Source organism: Paenibacillus sp. J22P51 (assembly GCF_059692215.1).
In genome coordinates this window covers 58,123-74,614 of the sequence record NZ_JCAUAZ010000004.1, presented here as the reverse complement: position 1 = coordinate 74,614, position 16,492 = coordinate 58,123, and the positions used below count along the sequence as shown (strand labels likewise).

Below are 16,492 nucleotides of genomic sequence, written 5' to 3'. Positions count from 1 at the left end.
CCTGACTGATATGTTATTGGCTTCCCATGTATAATAAGTTATCAAATGAATAACAGGCTATCGTACTCATTTAACTTCTTTTATTCGAAGTATGAAAACCCTTACAGGACGGGGGTTTAGCGGATGCGAGATCTTCAAGTTATCATTCTTTGCTGTAATAGTAATAATTTAGCTGCTATCTTCATTCCGTTATATCGCACGAAAAAGCCCATAGTTATCATCCGAAAATTCTAGTTGATAACTGTGGGCTTTCTGTCTCAATTTAATACATCTTCCTGTAGCCGCGGCAACAAAAGAAAAAAACCTTGATTTAACAAGGTTTTTCAAAAATTACACTATGATGATACATTAACTAGGTATTATCTTACGTTTGGCGTGCTACCTGTAATGACCTGTTTTTGTTTAGACCAAGCGTCCGCGCGGTTGAAGTATGAATTTCGTGGACCAGCTCTGGGTTTTTCATTAGTGACACGCCGTAAGAAGGAATCATTTCTTTTATTTTCGGTTCCCACGCTTTGATATGTTGCGGGAAGCATTTTTTTACTAACTCAAGCATAACGGAAACGGCAGTAGAAGCACCTGGAGAAGCGCCGAGCAAAGCAGCTAATGAGCCATCAGCGGCACTAATAACTTCCGTACCAAATTGAAGCGTCCCTTTTCCGGCAGCGGTATCCTTGATAACTTGTACACGTTGACCCGCTACGACTAGATCCCAATCCTCGCTTTTGGCATTTGGTATAAACTCGCGTAACTCTTCCATGCGCTTTTCTTTCGATAACATGACTTGCTCGATCAGGTATTTGGTCAATGACATGTTTTTAGCACCTGCCGATAACATCGTCACGAGATTATTCGGTTTGACGGATGTGACCAAATCAAACATTGAACCGGTCTTTAGAAACTTTGGTGAGAAGCCGGCAAACGGTCCAAATAGCAACGATTTTTTGTTATCGATAAATCTTGTGTCAAGATGCGGAACTGACATTGGTGGAGCTCCAAGCTTAGCTTTACCGTATACTTTAGCATGATGCTGTGCGATAACATCCGGATTTTTACACACCATAAATATTCCGCTTACCGGGAATCCGCCAATATTTCTCCCTTCGGGAATGCCGGATTTTTGCAGTAAATGCAGACTTCCGCCTCCGCCTCCGATAAAGACGAATTTGGCAGTATGACGCTCGACCATACCTCTGTCGTTCCGTACCTTCAATTCCCAAGAGCCGTCGTAAGTACGTTTAATATTATCAACACTATGTCTGTATTTAATATCGACATTTTTACTCTTTAAGTGGTCAAACAAGATGCGCGTTAAAGCACCAAAGTTGACATCCGTGCCTGCGTCGATTTTGGTTGCCGCGATAGGTTCATTCGCTGGTCGGCCTTCTATAATAAGCGGAATCCATTCCATCAATTTGCGAGGGTCATCGGAAAATTCCATCCCTTGAAACAGAGAATTCGTTGACATCGCTTCATAACGTTTCTTTAAAAACGATACATTCTTCTCCCCCTGTACCATACTCATATGAGGCAACGGCATGATAAAGTCCTGTGGATTACGGATTAGCTTGCTGTCTACAAGATAAGACCAAAATTGCATGGAATCCTGGAACTGTTCATTGATTTGAATAGCTTTGCTAATATCTACAGATCCATCTGGTTTTTCGACAGTGTAGTTAAGCTCGCACAGTGCCGCATGTCCTGTTCCTGCATTATTCCACTCGTTAGAGCTTTCCTCTCCTGCAGTTTCGAGCTTCTCAAACACTGTAATTTCCCATTCCGGTACTAATTCTTTCAGAAGTGTCCCTAATGTCGCACTCATGATTCCTGCACCAATTAAGATGACGTCTGTTTTAGTTTCTCTGTTGCTCATTATTACCATCCTTATACCCTAAAATTTGCAGAAAGGATGTAGGCGCCACTCCTTAGGCGCTACAGCAAGCCAGGGCGCGACCTAGTCATACACCTTTCTGGATCCATGATAAAACACTCGATTAAAATATTTATTTACTATTATATGATAGTTATAAGCTATACGACAAGAAGTGCGTAGAAGAAGTCTTACCGGATAGTCCTTATGGCGTGGAAATCACTCGCGGGAATGAGATAATGTCCTTGTCAGAATATGTGGAGACTATTATGGCGAGGAGGACTGGAGACTACATGAGATGGCGGGAATGCACAATAAAGGAAACAAACACCTTACTTATTAGCAATAAAAGTATTCCCAAATTCATTAAAAATAATAGCTAGTTCATTCGCGAATGTGGCTATACTAACAAATGGGTATCCCGACCTATCCATTCACCCACCTATTTGATTACACCTAGAAATTGGAGCTATCTTGATAATGAATTCTAAATTAAAAGTCACCATTTTTCTTATTTTGAGCATACTCACATTAATTAGCTTTAGCGTGGTGGCCTCCATGTTAAAGGGGCAGTGGATCGCAGCTTTTGACAGTGGTATCATCTCATATATTCAAGGGCTGGAAACGCCATGGTTAACTTCCATGATGAGGTTGTTTACATACATTGGTTCGTCGCCAGTTGTCATTGTCATTTTCCTTGGCAGCTTGTTTATTCAAATTAAATTCCTGCATCACCGCAAAGAATTAATTCTGTTTGGAATTCTACTTATCGGCACCGTAGGTTTGAATCAGCTTCTTAAAATCATCTTTCAGAGAGAGCGCCCCTCCCTCCATAGGTTAATTCAAGAGACGGGATACAGCTTTCCAAGTGGTCATTCCATGGCAGCCTTTGCCTTATATGCTTCACTAGCGTTTCTACTTTGGAGACACCTTCCCTCAAAGTTTGGCAGGACCGTGGTCATTTTGAGCAGCATAAGTATGATTCTTCTCATTGGTATTAGCCGGATCTACCTCGGTGTCCATTATCCTAGTGATGTTGTAGGTGCCTATTTGGCAAGTGGATTTTGGTTCACGTTCATCGTTTGGCTATTTCAATGGTATATGGAGTATCGCTATAACAAAAATAAGGCAAGTAGTAGTTAAAATTCTTCACCTCCCCCTTTCTAATACAAGTATTTTATGTCATCATCCAGTAAGCCTCATAAACACGGATTAGTCACTTCTAACGTGACTAATCCGTGTTTTTTACCTATAAAGTAAAAAAATGGTTCGTCTTTACCTTTCTTTATTATATTCGACAAAAGACCGCATTTATCGCTATATACAGGTAATTTTTACCTGCTCTATAATAGTTAAATAGTAGTAGATGGAATGGGTACTGAAGTACAGATAAACATGAAAATCGAAAAGGGCAAATCATCGGAAACGATGAGACGCAAAGCCATGGCCTAACGCATGCCAATTCGGATGCTATGGTTGACAGGTTGCCGAATTTGAAGGGATGATCCTTTATTCGGGATGATCCTTTTTTTTATGCCGGGACAATAGTAGGAGGGATCTCTTATGCATAATTCGCTATCGGAAAGTTATAATTTCGTGCTTGTTCTGCTTTCGTTCGTTATTGCGCTGCTTGCCTCGTTTACGGCTTTGAATCTAGCTCGGAAAGTATCCACTTCGGAAGGATGGCACCAGAAGAGCTGGATTATATGTAGTTCCCTCGTGATGGGTGTAGGCATATGGTCCATGCATTTCATCGGGATGCTAGCTTTTCATTTGCCCAGTGGCGTGACCTATGATATTTCGATTGTCAGTATCTCCATTCTTGTAGCGGTTGGAGGTGCACTGGTCGGACTTGTGGTCGCCTTCCAAGCGAGCTCTATCCGTTCGAGGTTCCTTATTGGCGGTACATTCATGGGGTTAGCAATTAGCGGCATGCATTATATCGGTATGGCCTCGTTACTACAAGTGACTACTCACTATAAGCTCGTACCGTTCACGTTATCGATTGTGATCGCCATACTAGCATCCATCACGGCGCTTTACTTCTTTTTCAAACGGAACCATCACCGACTCTTCATTAGTAGTCTTATTATGGGTATAGCGATTACAGGTATGCACTATATGGGCATGTCATCCGCTGTGATGACGTTTCCTCCGGTAACACTTCCGCATAGTGCCAATGCTGTGAATATGGACTTCATTATCGTGGCTATGTATGTGGCATTTGGAACGCTGCTCATCTTTGCCATCAGTTTTATTAGCTCGCTCTCTGTGGATCGACGATTGGCGGAACAGATTGCGCTTAAAGCTTCTATATTAGAATCAGCCATCGATTGTATCTTCATGTTCAAATCTCAGGGCTGGATCATTGAATTCAATCCTGCAGCAGAAGCCATATTCGGCTACGCGCGCAAAGAAGCGCTGAAACGTACGTTATTCGATCTCCTCTTTCCTTTCGATCAAGACGGACAAGATGCTGCTTTGTTATATCAACTGTTAAGTCAGAAGGCCGATTCCGTCATTGGCAGACGCTTTGAAATTATCGCGTACCGATCAGACCGCAGCAAGTTTCCGGCCGAAATTATCATTACGGATATCATTTATGGGGGGAAAACGATTTATACGGCCTACCTCAGGGACTTAACGGAAAAAAGGAAATCAGAAGAACTCATTCATCAGTTAGCGTACTTCGATCATTTAACTGGATTGCCTAATCGCAATCAATTCAATGAGCTGTTCCAGCATACTTTAGCTCACGCCCAACAGCACCATGAGACCTTAGGCGTTATGTTTCTGGATATTTATCGGTTCAAATGGATTAATGATTCCTTCGGTCATCTGGTTGGGGATCACACCTTGCATAAATTTGCTGATTTACTCTCTAGTTGCTTACCCGAGAATGGGACCGTCTCTAGATTAAGCGGCGATGAATTTATCATCTTGCTTCCCCAAGGGAATCAACAAACGATTAGAGAGCAAGCCCAGAACATCATCGCTTTGTTGGAGATTCCTTTTAACATGGATATTGGGGATATTTATGTCTCTACGAATATTGGTATTTCGATGTATCCCTACGATGGCGATACACAAGAGCTTTTGCTCAAGCATGCAGACCAAGCCATGTATGCCGCCAAGGATCTGGGGCGAAACAATTACCAATTCTTTCAACAAGGTATGCACATGAAATTCCCCCAGAAAATTGTCTTGGAACAATATTTGCAAGGTTAACCTCCTCCGCTGATTATTCTCCCCCCTTTCAGGGCACGCTAAGCCGCATGGTAATGTAAGGGAATTGGGGGAATTCGCATGATCGAACAAATCCGTGCTGAGTTGAACAATCCAGCTGACCTATTCTATGACACCCTCGACAATGGCTATATGCAAATGGAAGTGAGCTACTTCCCTTCTCTCTGCGATCAGGCTTTAATTAAGAATGGATTGACCATTCCTTACTCTTATTGCTTTAACCCCGAAGAATTCGAACGTAATCTTCACGCGAATCCTGCCTTCGGTAAAGTGGATCAATCCGAGCATTGGACACCCTTGTTACTCAAAGGTACTGTTCTCTTTCAAATTGAAGATCAGGTCTACCGCTTCGACGTGCAGCGAAAGTTTCAGGACAAGCCCGACACCGTTCAGGTAGAAGTTGCGATTCAAGGGCCTCAAAGCGCCCTTACCGAAGATTTGGATTTAAACATAAGCCTCGTTCGTATGCGCTATAATGCGCCCTCCCTTTGCGTAGAAAAGCACATGATTGGACAAATTTCGAAAACGCGTATTACCGTTCTTTATGATAAGAATCTTGTCAATGAAGATGTACTTGGACTATTAAATGAGCGAATTTCCAACATACAAATCAAAATTCTCCAAGCCGCCGGCCAGCTCATGCAGGCGCTTTCGGGACGGAGGCATCGTTTCTTCCCTATCATCCTCCAAACAGAGCGGCCGGATCGTATCGCAGCTAATCTTGAACGAGGAAAAATCGCCCTGCTTCAAGATGGAAGCCGCTTCGGACTCGTGCTTCCTGTTCGGCTCTTCGATTTCCTGCATGCCATGGATGATGATTATGAATCGTATTGGATGAGCAAGTGCCTAGTCCTGCTCCGCTACATCGCCATGGTTTTAACGATTACGCTGCCTGCTCTTTATATTGCGATTATCTCCTATAATCCTGAAGTGCTGCGTGTCCAATTGACACTTTCGATCGCAGGAAGCCGTGTCGTCGTCCCCTATCCGTCGTTCATCGAAGTCTTCATCATGCTATTTATGATAGAAGCCTTGAACGAGGCTAGTCTCAGGCTGCCGCGATATGTTGGCTCCACCGCAACAACGGTTGGGGGCCTCATTCTGGGTCAAGCGATCCAACAAGCTGGATTAGTCAGCAGTATTATGATTATTGTGACCTCCGTGGTCGCGATTTCTAATTTCGTTATTCCAAATAACGGCTTTGGCTACTCCGTCCGATTCATTAAGTACTTTTTCGTAATTGCCTCGATTTTCTATGGGTTGCTTGGTGTCGTCGTTCTTGGCTTCATCTTAATTTCCTATTGGTGCAGCCTTAGAAGCTTTGGCCAACCTTATTTGGCCTTATATATCCCCAAACTTGAGGCGAAAGCACACCATAACAACCTTAGAAAGGGGTCAAAGTAAGTCATGTCGCGGTATACCTACTATCATGTGCTCTATGTCGGCATGATTAATATCATGATGTTTGTCCCCTCTTTGCTGATCCGAGATCGGTTCAATGGTGCCGTTTCGGGCATGCTTGTCGCGATGGTTATTGGCTCCATTCTCTCGCTTGGTACTATGTCTTGCTTTGAGCGGTTTCCTGGACTCGGCTTTCCAGAGATCTGTGATCGGTATACCCCCCGTTGGTTTACCCAAGCCAACATATTATTTGCTGCACTGTGTCTTTGGCTGCCAGCTGGAATTATCGTTATTTATGCTTACTCCGAGACGGTCCGTATGTTCTTTTACCCAGACGTCAATCCCTATCTGAATTTGTTTCTCATGACAACTGCGGCAGTTTGGGCATGCAGCCGATCCACACGCTCTGTCCAATTCATTCATGAAATCATGGTCATCCTCAGCTCTCCCTTGCTCATTTTGTTTATCATGAAAGCTACTTTCAATGAAAATATTAACTGGGATGCTATTCGTTATGTGGCTGGATATATCAGTAAGCCGCCGTCTTTCATGGTGGTTGCTGCTTCTACCTTTTTATTCTCTGGCTACCTCAGCCTCCTCATTTTCAATCGGCTATATACGGTAGGGTTTAAATTCCGTTTTCGCTGGATTGTCCCTGTATTCGGTGTTTCCTTTTTAATCATTACTTTCTTTGTACCCATCGGCTTTCATGGTACGGTAGGGGTTGAAGACTACGTTTACCTCTGGAGTATGACAGCGGATTCCATGCTGACGGAATATGGATTTATTAACCGTGTTTTGTTCGTCTTTCTACTCCTATTCACAGGGTTGTCTCTTCTGTTCGTCATGAATACATGGCACACGACGATCATGCTGATCCGATACTCCATCAATGGCTCGACCGAAGTTGAAGAAGACCCTGTCCCATGGATAAATGTATGGATCGGGTTAGGCATCGGCTCAGTTGCCTTCCTATTCATGCGCCTCGTCAATCTGGAGCGAAGTCAGTATTTTTCCGAATATTGGTTAGTGTTGCGATTTCTCCTGGAAATCTATTTCCTATTTCTGATGCTCTATTTCGTAAGGAAGCAAAAAAAGGAACATGTAAACTTATGAAATCATTTCTCACCTGCCTAACCGTTATCCTAATCAGTGCTTTTCTTAGCGGATGCAGCTTTAAGGACATTGACAAACGCTTCTTTGTCGTCGCCATGGGCATCGATTCGACCGGCAAAGCAGATAAGCCGTATCTCGTCACGCTGCGGCTTGCTATCCCCGCCTCCAAGTTGGGAGAAGGCTTGGCAGAAAGCCAGATCGAGTATCAGGAAGCCAAGAGCATCGCGGAAGCCGTTAGAAACCTCAAAGCACATGTGGATAAAGAGCTTGATTTCGGGCATTGCCGGATGTTCTTATTTGGGGATAGCTTAGCGAAGGAGTCCTTGGAAGAGCCTTTGAATTGGCTTTCGCGAAGACGCGACATTCAATTGATCGCTTATATGGCCATCGCAGAACCTAATGCACGTAAATTACTTGAGGCGAACCCAACAACAGAGAGACTCGCTGGAAACTCTTTTTTCCTCACCTTTGGCAAAGAAGGAACGGTATCTCCCTACACGGTAACCGAGCTTCTGTTTGACACCTTCCGGCGTTTCAAAGAAAAAGGGTTGGATCCCTATTTTCCAATCATTAGCTTTGACGGTGATTCATACGTCGTCGAGCAACTTGCTTTACTTAATAAAACCAAACAGCGTATCGTCCTCAACCCGCAGGAGACTCAACTCTATAATATGAGTGCGAATGAGTTCAGCAAGTCGGGGATCGCTACCACTTATAATGGGCAGCCGCTGGCCTTCTATGTTGCGCGAGTCTCCCGGCACATCTCCGTTACGAAAGAGGCTACCCCCGTCGTCAAGCTGATACTCAATCTCACAGGTTTGGTTGAGCAAGGCACCTTGGGATTGAACATTCATGAGGTACAGCCGTTGCTTGAACAGCAAGTAAACCAAACATTAGAGACCCTCCTATACAAAATCAGGGATGCCAAGGTGGACCCGTATGGATTCGGCCTTCACTATTTGGGACAGTATTTTGGGAAAGAAAAAGACTGGACGTTTTGGCAATCCGTTTATCCGGAGGTTAAATTCGAGGTGGAAACGCATGTTAAAATCGAAAGTACGGGATTGGTGCATTGAGAAAACCGAGATCCCCGTCGCCTGCAGGGCCTCTGCTTCTCTCGAGTTAGTCGATTTTTTCGACTAACTCCACCTGCAGGGCCTCTGCTTCTCTCGAGTTAGTCGATTTTTTCGACTAACTCCACCTGCAAGGCCCTGCTTCTCTCGAGTTAGTCGATTTTTTCGACTAACTCCACCTGCAAGGCCCTGCTTCTCTCGAGTTAGTCGATTTTTTCGACTAACTCCACCTGCAGGGCCTCTGCCTCTCTCGAATTAGTCGATTTTTTCGACTAACTCCACCTGCAGAGCCTCTGCTTCTCTCGAGTTAGTCGATTTTTTCGACTAACTTCACCTGCAGGGCCTCTGCTTCTCTCGAGTTAGTCGATTTTTTCGACTAACTTCACAAAAAAAGGCCTTCCCTCAGCTAATCGCGTTGTGGGAGGCCCCTCTGTGTATTCATATATATTTGATCAAAATACTTTCCACATGCTCCAAATGCTCGCGCATCGCCCCAGACGCCAGCACTGGATCTCCGCTGCATATCGCTTCGTAGATGACCTTATGCTCCTTCAAAAGCTGAACCGCCACTGCCTGATTCGCATACAGTTCCGCACGGCGGATATCGCGAATCATCATTTCCATCGCATTGCGGATAGAGTCGCACGTCTGCACCATAATTGCGTTATGTGTCGCTTGCACGAGCAGCTCATGGAAGGCAAGATCGGTTCTTTCCCCCTCCGCATCATTACCTACGGAGCTCTCCATGTCTTGCATGATGCGCTCCAACTGAGCTAAATCTTCGGGCGTTCGTTTCTTCGCTGCAATGGATGCGATCGAAATCTCCAAAGATTGCCTCACTTCCATGAGCTCCAAGAGTGTTGTCCGATTCATGCGAAGCGATGTCCACTCTGGCAGGGTAACCTCAGTAGGTGCTTGCCTTATGACACGACACGCGCCTCCTTGCCGAATCTCGATGAGGCCCATCGCCTTCAGAGCGCTGAGCGCTTCCCGTGTCGTGGAACGTCCGACACCGAAGCGCTCGGACAGCTCTTTGGTGGAAGGGAGCTTATCCCCCATCTTCAATTGTCCCTGTACGATCATATCTTTAATCTGCTGGGCGATCTCATCATAGTGATTCTGTTTCTGCAGCTTCGTAACTTCCATATGAGTACCTCTTCTATCCGATAAGTAGCACGTGTACAATCCCTGGACCATGAACACCAATCGTCAAATCGTTCTCAATGTCCGCCGAACGGCTAGGTCCCGAGATGAAGTGAATACCGGCTGGCAGGTCTTTCCTTGCTATCTGATCGAGTGGGGCGAGAATTTCGCCTAATCTCGTTTTCAATCGTTCAACAGGCAGCAAAACGATCAATGCCGTTGGGAGCAGGCTCACCGATCTGCCCTTTTCTTTCGATGATAACACAGTTAGCGAGCCCGTGTAAGCCGCAGCATGGTCAGCAATGACAATGCCTAGATCAGCATTTGCTGCGCTAGCCTTCCAGTTGGTGTCCTCATCCGTGTTCCAGATTGCGAGGTCGACTTCCGGGAGCGCTTCTTTCAGCTCAAGCGCATGAAGCTCAGCCTGATCCTGGTGGATAACACGCTTGATGCTTAGTGTGTTGACGAGTTCTTGGATGGTTGCTTTCGCTGCCTCCATCGAAGGGACCTTAACCACATGCCCGCCTGCGGCATGGAAGTTCGCCGTGAAGTTCTCGATGCGTTCTTCTGGGGACCAATTGAACGCTTTCCAGCTATCCGAAGCGCCTTGGAAAGGATGCGCAGGCTTCGAAGTTACTCGCGCACGCCCTAGCTTCTGGGCGATGCCTTGGATGAAACGTTCCTGCTCGGCTAGGGACTGCTGATCCAGCTCATTTAACTTCTCCTGCCATTCCGGCGTGATGTCTCGTTTACCCATGATGATGTCCTCCCTTTTTGCCCCGTGCTGCCAATGCCTCAGCCATTCTTGCTTGGATAGCCGGATCGGCCTCCGTAAGTCCATGGCGAATTTCTTGCTCGAGTGTTTTCCAACCGTCCCGGAAAGATGCCTTCGGAAGGCTCGGCGTTACGCGATAGGAGTTCCACCCTTTGAGCGGGCCGACCTTCAGACGGATGCCACCGTCGCGAACGACCAGCTTTTGGCCGATTCTGCCCAGCTTGAGGACGGCGTTGAAACGCTTCGCATTTCCCATCACCGCAGCAAAGCCCTTCATACCTGCGGCCTCGACTTTGTCGCCGTGGCCTGCCTCGACCTTACGCCTGCGCAGTGACACAAGCATGTCGTGCAGTGGAATCTTCACCGGGCACGCTTCATAGCAGGCCCCGCAAAGACTTGAAGCGTTGGCGATATCGTCCCATTCCGCGACGTTTTTCTTGAGCGCAGGTGTGAGCACTGCGCCGATCGGACCGCTGTACGTGCCTCCGTAGGCATGACCGCCGATATGGCGGTACACTGGGCACGCGTTCAAACATGCGCCGCAACGGATGCAGTTGAGCAGCTCCTGGAACTCAGGGTCGCCGAGCTGCTGCGAGCGCCCGTTGTCTACGATGATGATATGCATCTCTTCCGGCCCATCAGCGTCCACATCTCTTCTCGGGCCTGTGATGCCGGACATATACACGGTCAGTTTTTGCCCCGTTGCTGAACGAGGAAGCAGCGTTGCCATGACCTCGAGGTCAGCCCACGTAGGGATAATCCTCTCCATCCCCATGAGCGTGATTTGCGTCTTGGGCACCGTCGTTACCATGCGGGCGTTGCCTTCATTTTCGAACAAGACCATCGATCCGCTCTCTGCAATGGCAAAATTACAACCCGTCATCCCAATATCCGCTTCTAGGAATTTCTCTCTTAATTTCTTTCTAACATAGCCAGCAAGAATCGTCGTATCCGGGGCCAAAGTCTCTCCTGCATCTTTTGATAATAGCTCGGCGATTTGATATCTATTTTTATGAATAGCTGGAATAATAATATGGGACGGTGTTTCGTCCGCTAGTTGAATAATATATTCGCCCAGATCGGTCTCAATCGCTTCAACGCCAATGGAGGCCAACGCTTTGTTCAAATGCAGTTCCTCGGTCACCATCGACTTGGATTTGACAACCGATTTGGCCGCCTTCGCTTCTGCGATCTGAAGTGACAGCTGTACGGCTTCGATATCCGTTTCTGCAAAATGCACATGAACCCCGTTCGCTCTCGCATTGTTCGCAAACGTCGTTAAGTAATAGTCCAAATGTGCGATCGTATGCAGACGAATCTGTCTGCCGCGTTCACGCCAATCGTCCCAGTTCCCATGATCGGCCGCCGCCTTCATCTTGCCGCCGCGCAGCCGCTCCGTCGTAAACTTAACGGCTTTGCGCAGAAACTCGTCATTTAACGCGATATCTGCCCGTTCTTTAACCGTTGATGATTTCCCCGTCGTGTGACTCATGCCCGCTTCACCCCTTCATATAGCAGCTCAGCTAGATGCATAACTCTCACCGGCTCGTTTCGATAGCGCAAATTCCCCGCAATATTCATCAGGCAAGCCAAATCCAGTCCGACCAGCACCTCAGCCTCGGTTTCCTTCACATGATCGACTTTCTCCTGCACCATCGCACCGGAAATATCGGCCATTTTCACCGAAAACGTCCCCCCAAATCCACAGCAATCATCGGCAAATGGCAGCGGTACCAGCTCCAGATCTTTCACACTTTGCAAAAGGGCAAGCGGCTCCTCCTTCACGCCGAGCAGCCTGCTTCCATGGCAGGACGGGTGATATGTGACTTTATGTGGAAAAACAGCACCCAAGTCCGTGATATTGAGGACACTTACAAGGAACTGTGTAAATTCGTAAGTTTTGTTCTGAAGCTGCGTGGCTTTCTCCAACCACTCCGGCTCATCCTTAAACAAATTCGCGTAGTGATGAATCATATACGTGCAAGAGCCCGAAGGCGAAATCACAAAATCACTATCATCAAATGCGGTCAGCAGCGTCTTCGCTGTTGCTCTCGCCTCATCCCAGTAGCCGCTGTTATAAGCAGGCTGCCCGCAGCACGTTTGCACCGTCGGTAATTCTAATAGAACTCCGTAATGCCCGAGTAAGCGCGCAATCGCTTCGCCCACCTTGGGATATAATGCATCACTTAGACACGTAATAAATAAGGAAACCTTCATGAGAAGCCCCACTTTCTTTCATAAACTTATCAGGTTGTCAGACAAGTTGAGTTTAACATAAAAACCCACGTCTTGAGAAGGGGTAAATGGGGGGTATGTGAAATAAACTTTACTACGCTTGTCTAGCATAATCGCTCCTTGCTGAGACAATCCCTAATACGCCTGTCATTGAGCAGATGTTACAAGGTACCTTTAACGCATTGCCTGTATGTCCCCCATGATTAAGTTGTGAATTCCTGCGATTATGCAGGCTTTTAGTTGGAAATTTCTCGCATTAGTCGAAAAAGCCTGCGAAATCTCCCACATCAAGCTAGAGATACGGAACGTCGGTACGCTATTTCGCCTGAAAAGGGTGTTTTCACGCGCGATGCGGAACCTAGGGACGCTATTTCCGTGTTGGGCACTGTATTTTCGCTCGAAATAGTAAAATAGCGCCCTCTCGTTCCCTTAGCACACCAGAATGCTCCAAAATCACAAAATAGCGTCCTCTCGTTCCGCTTAACGATTCGTATGCGCAAAATCGCTCGACTTGATGATGAGTGCCGCAGGTTATTGCGGCACTTTTGTTTATTTACAACATTCATTTTCCGAACAGTGAAGCAACTGCCTGCGGCAAACTGCTCCTTTATCATTATCATTGAACTCTCGTTCTCCGTTATAAATTATTGAACTACAAACTCTTCAAAATATTATTAGTTTCTAAATCACCAATAAGTTTTCTTACCTCCAGCCAATTGTTTGCGCGATAAACCAAGTCTGTGTTAACGGATACATTATATGGCTGCTCAAATAAAATTACTGGCATATTTCTACGGGAGAACTCATTGGCATAATGAGGAGCATCATCAATCAGCACATCTACTCTGGACTTCATGCATTCATCAAGCTTATTCTCAGTAAATGTTATGGTATGGTATTTAACCCCATAATGCTCTAGCCAACCTATAGTAACATCTCGAAACAGTAGAGGGCGAGCAGTGATAATTGATATTTGATGATAATTTGACAGTTCACCTAGTGCTTCTATTGCCATTGGAAAAGGTATTGAATTCCAATGAATGTCATGACCATATGTATGGTAAATTTCTTCTCGTTCTGAATTGTCCCACCCGTAAAGTCGATAAAAATAAAAATCGTTGACATCTTTGGGGGTGAACGATAAACCAGAGGCTTGATTATAATAATGCAAATATGATGAAGTGGCATCAAGAATTGTATTGTCTAAATCTACTCCAATATGCAGAACAACCCCTGCCTTTCTTTAGTCTTTAATGGTTAATAATACCTATCAACCCTAATCCTCGTCGTATAGGTACACTAAAATAAAAAATCCCCAATTTATGGGGATCCCTAATTTTTAATGCAACGAAATTTACTACTCTCCCTGGGCATGTGAAAATTCCAGAAAAATCGTTAAGCTTTCTTTATTATGTAAAATCCATATTGTTCGATTTCATCAAGTGCCTTACGTCCAAAAGACTCTATTAGCTCATCTGCTCGGATTTTGGTTCCCCCTAGTTTGAGCCCGTCCCAGCGTACAATTCTACCGTCCGTAACCAAAAAATAATCATCCATACGATAACCTCCCAAATTGAAATTTTGGAAATCTCTGTGCGTTAGCATACGCAGAGTATGAATCTGCCTATCCGTATTTTAGCATACTCTCCAAGTGAAACAAAAAGAGCTTTCACTGGCCCTATACTCTTTTAGGAAATCAATTTCAATCCCTTAATGCAGGTAATGTTATGGTGAACGTAGTACCAATGCCAACCTTGCTATCCAGTTGGATAGTTCCATCATGACTTTCAATGATTTGAAAGCAAACCATCAGACCAATACCTGTCCCTTTTTCTTTCGTTGTATAAAAAGGTTCACCAATCTTGTTCATGATCTCGGTTGGAATACCACTTCCTTGATCAATAACCAGAACTTGAATAGTATCTCTAACTTCCTTGATTTCAATAACAATACTCCCACCATTTTTCATCGCGTCAATTGCGTTTTTTATCAAATTGATAAAGACTTGCTTAATCTTCGTGTCTTCACAGCTTATGTATAGCTCCTTGCTATTCGATTGTACAATTATTTCAATATTCTCCATGTTTGCTTGGGGAGTAAGTAATATTTTCACTTCACTGATGATTTGAATAAGGTTATGAGTTCTACGATTATCAGAGTGAGGCTTAGCTAAGGTTAATAGTTCGCTTGCTATTTGCTCGATTCGAGAAAGCTCTTCATCTATAATCCTATAGTACATTTCTTTTCGTTCATCCGTTTTCTTTAACATTGTAAAAAAGCCCTTAATTGCAGTAAGCGGATTTCGTAATTCATGGGCAATACCTGCGGCAAGCTCACCTGCAACATTCAACTTCTCCGAACGGATGATTAGATTTTCATTTTCTTTCTCATGAGTAATATCTACAAAGGAATGAAGAATTGCTGTCTCACCTTCAAATATCATATCAATCGATTGAACTAGGTAGTATATTTTCTTGCCATTATTAACACTACATTGATGTTGTTGGACCTTCCTGTTATCTGAAACAACCGCTTCCTTATCATACTTTTCAAAAAATTTATGCAGATGATTCTCTTCTACAATATTCCGATTGGCAATCGGGAATTGTTTCTGTGCTACACTGTTCAGGAAAAGAATACTGGCATTCCTCCTAATGATGACAGGAATGGGCATTTGATCAATAATGGTTCGAACCTTTTGCTCACTTTGTACAATCAATTTATTCTCAACGGTTAATTGATCGTTTCGATCTCTTAGTTCCTTATTTTGCTTTTCTAGCCTTCGTAATCTCTCCAACTCTTCGCCAGATGGAAATTTAAAATGTTCTCTATTATACAGAGGTGATAAACAATACTCACTGTCTGTCATAAAGTAATTATGCGTCTTCATTAACTCGTTCTGGATATAGGCAGGTGTGGTCAAGCCATTATAAACACAGACTGAAATCAAGCCAGTTAGAGCAATGAAATTATCACTATTGCATTCAAACGCTCGAAGATTTTCTAAAAGAAAATCATGCTCCAGCGAAGGAACTTGTCCCCAAGTACGTATTTTATATCTTTTTTCAAAATACGGTTGAAGCAGCTCTATTAACATCCCGGCCCTATCAGCATCAAATTGATCTCCCACAAGATATGATTGCGTACTATCCGCAAAGATTAGGTTCTGGAAGTCATTGTCCGTAAAACCTTTTGATTTCAATTCAACCTTAACTTTATCAATCAATTCTACAGTATCAACGAATAAGATAACTTCATTCTTTGCTAACCCCTCAATGATAAAGCTGACTGCATTACATATATATCTATCGATTTCATTAAAGACGTAGAGAATATGAGCACCAGTTCCTTGTATTAAATAATGATTTGTTAATTTAGTTATTGTATGTAAATCATGCATGCATGTTCCCCTCACTACCGTTTGACTGTATTTATCTTGGCAAGTGTCCAGCTCTCTGTTTAATAAAATCTGGTTATAATTCTAATAGCTCTAATTCAGTACCTTATTAAGATTAGGGTTTAATCCCATTAGTAAGCTATTCCAAAGTTATTCTATAGTCACTACATAAATCCTTCAATCCCCGCAATTCGGGGAATCAAGAAAAAGAGGCTGTCCTCAAAAAAGTAGATGAA

At 44.5% G+C, this 16,492-nt stretch carries 13 protein-coding genes and 1 riboswitch; of the genes, 5 read left to right on the top strand and 8 right to left on the bottom strand.

The window, feature by feature from the left end; genetic code table 11:
- Positions 1–364: 364 nt before the first annotated feature.
- A complete protein-coding gene (locus AC58QC_RS11255; RefSeq protein WP_497415233.1) occupies positions 365–1,873 on the bottom strand; it encodes a malate:quinone oxidoreductase in 1,509 nt (502 codons plus the stop codon).
- Positions 1,874–2,350: 477 nt separating this feature from the next.
- On the opposite strand from AC58QC_RS11255, the gene AC58QC_RS11250 reads away from it, so the two are divergent.
- From AC58QC_RS11250 to AC58QC_RS11230, 5 genes are all read left to right on the top strand, one after another.
- Complete coding sequence (locus AC58QC_RS11250) at positions 2,351–3,013, top strand: phosphatase PAP2 family protein (protein WP_497415232.1); 663 nt, start codon at positions 2,351–2,353, stop codon at positions 3,011–3,013.
- A gap of 257 nt (positions 3,014–3,270) precedes the next feature.
- Positions 3,271–3,362, top strand: a riboswitch (cyclic di-GMP riboswitch).
- A 71-nt stretch (positions 3,363–3,433) separates the two neighbouring features.
- Positions 3,434–5,098: a diguanylate cyclase domain-containing protein gene (locus AC58QC_RS11245; protein ID WP_497415231.1), complete on the top strand. Its 1,665-nt coding sequence runs from the start codon at positions 3,434–3,436 to the stop codon at positions 5,096–5,098.
- 78 nt (positions 5,099–5,176) lie between these two features.
- Entirely contained in the window at positions 5,177–6,520 is a 1,344-nt protein-coding gene (locus AC58QC_RS11240) for a spore germination protein (RefSeq protein ID WP_497415230.1), read from the top strand.
- Between the two features lie 3 nt (positions 6,521–6,523).
- Positions 6,524–7,633 carry a hypothetical protein gene (locus AC58QC_RS11235; protein ID WP_497415229.1) on the top strand — a complete coding sequence of 370 codons (1,110 nt, stop codon included), beginning with the start codon at positions 6,524–6,526 and terminating at the stop codon, positions 7,631–7,633.
- Positions 7,630–8,709 carry a Ger(x)C family spore germination protein gene (locus AC58QC_RS11230; RefSeq protein ID WP_497415228.1) on the top strand — a complete coding sequence of 360 codons (1,080 nt, stop codon included), beginning with the start codon at positions 7,630–7,632 and terminating at the stop codon, positions 8,707–8,709. The genes AC58QC_RS11235 and AC58QC_RS11230 overlap by 4 nt, the downstream gene beginning before the upstream one ends.
- Positions 8,710–9,144: 435 nt before the next feature.
- Here the strand turns inward: AC58QC_RS11230 and AC58QC_RS11225 are convergent, their stop codons facing one another.
- The 7 genes from AC58QC_RS11225 to AC58QC_RS11195 form a co-directional block, all read right to left on the bottom strand.
- Entirely contained in the window at positions 9,145–9,852 is a 708-nt protein-coding gene (locus tag AC58QC_RS11225; RefSeq protein ID WP_497415227.1) for a FadR/GntR family transcriptional regulator, read from the bottom strand.
- 13 nt (positions 9,853–9,865) lie between these two features.
- Positions 9,866–10,606: a LutC/YkgG family protein gene (locus AC58QC_RS11220; RefSeq protein ID WP_497415226.1), complete on the bottom strand. Its 741-nt coding sequence runs from the start codon at positions 10,604–10,606 to the stop codon at positions 9,866–9,868.
- Complete coding sequence (locus AC58QC_RS11215) at positions 10,599–12,116, bottom strand: LutB/LldF family L-lactate oxidation iron-sulfur protein (RefSeq protein ID WP_497415225.1); 1,518 nt, start codon at positions 12,114–12,116, stop codon at positions 10,599–10,601. Before AC58QC_RS11215 ends, AC58QC_RS11220 begins: the two co-directional genes overlap by 8 nt.
- On the bottom strand, positions 12,113–12,841 hold the full coding sequence (locus AC58QC_RS11210) for a (Fe-S)-binding protein (RefSeq protein ID WP_497415224.1): 729 nt from the start codon (positions 12,839–12,841) through the stop codon (positions 12,113–12,115). The genes AC58QC_RS11215 and AC58QC_RS11210 overlap by 4 nt, the downstream gene beginning before the upstream one ends.
- A gap of 670 nt (positions 12,842–13,511) precedes the next feature.
- Entirely contained in the window at positions 13,512–14,078 is a 567-nt protein-coding gene (locus AC58QC_RS11205) for a 5' nucleotidase, NT5C type (protein WP_497415545.1), read from the bottom strand.
- A 176-nt stretch (positions 14,079–14,254) separates the two neighbouring features.
- Positions 14,255–14,416 carry a hypothetical protein gene (locus AC58QC_RS11200; RefSeq protein WP_497415223.1) on the bottom strand — a complete coding sequence of 54 codons (162 nt, stop codon included), beginning with the start codon at positions 14,414–14,416 and terminating at the stop codon, positions 14,255–14,257.
- A gap of 145 nt (positions 14,417–14,561) precedes the next feature.
- Entirely contained in the window at positions 14,562–16,259 is a 1,698-nt protein-coding gene (locus AC58QC_RS11195; RefSeq protein ID WP_497415222.1) for an ATP-binding protein, read from the bottom strand.
- Positions 16,260–16,492: the final 233 nt, after the last annotated feature.

Bases quoted from the DNA above. Each gene is read 5' to 3' on its own strand.
- AC58QC_RS11255 (WP_497415233.1), bottom strand. From the start codon at position 1,873: ATGAGCAACAGAGAAACTAAAACAGACGTCATCTTAATTGGTGCAGGA.
- AC58QC_RS11250 (WP_497415232.1), top strand. From the start codon at position 2,351: ATGAATTCTAAATTAAAAGTCACCATTTTTCTTATTTTGAGCATACTC.
- AC58QC_RS11245 (WP_497415231.1), top strand. From the start codon at position 3,434: ATGCATAATTCGCTATCGGAAAGTTATAATTTCGTGCTTGTTCTGCTT.
- AC58QC_RS11240 (WP_497415230.1), top strand. From the start codon at position 5,177: ATGATCGAACAAATCCGTGCTGAGTTGAACAATCCAGCTGACCTATTC.
- AC58QC_RS11235 (WP_497415229.1), top strand. From the start codon at position 6,524: ATGTCGCGGTATACCTACTATCATGTGCTCTATGTCGGCATGATTAAT.
- AC58QC_RS11230 (WP_497415228.1), top strand. From the start codon at position 7,630: ATGAAATCATTTCTCACCTGCCTAACCGTTATCCTAATCAGTGCTTTT.
- AC58QC_RS11225 (WP_497415227.1), bottom strand. From the start codon at position 9,852: ATGGAAGTTACGAAGCTGCAGAAACAGAATCACTATGATGAGATCGCC.
- AC58QC_RS11220 (WP_497415226.1), bottom strand. From the start codon at position 10,606: ATGGGTAAACGAGACATCACGCCGGAATGGCAGGAGAAGTTAAATGAG.
- AC58QC_RS11215 (WP_497415225.1), bottom strand. From the start codon at position 12,116: ATGAGTCACACGACGGGGAAATCATCAACGGTTAAAGAACGGGCAGAT.
- AC58QC_RS11210 (WP_497415224.1), bottom strand. From the start codon at position 12,841: ATGAAGGTTTCCTTATTTATTACGTGTCTAAGTGATGCATTATATCCC.
- AC58QC_RS11200 (WP_497415223.1), bottom strand. From the start codon at position 14,416: ATGGATGATTATTTTTTGGTTACGGACGGTAGAATTGTACGCTGGGAC.
- AC58QC_RS11195 (WP_497415222.1), bottom strand. From the start codon at position 16,259: ATGCATGATTTACATACAATAACTAAATTAACAAATCATTATTTAATA.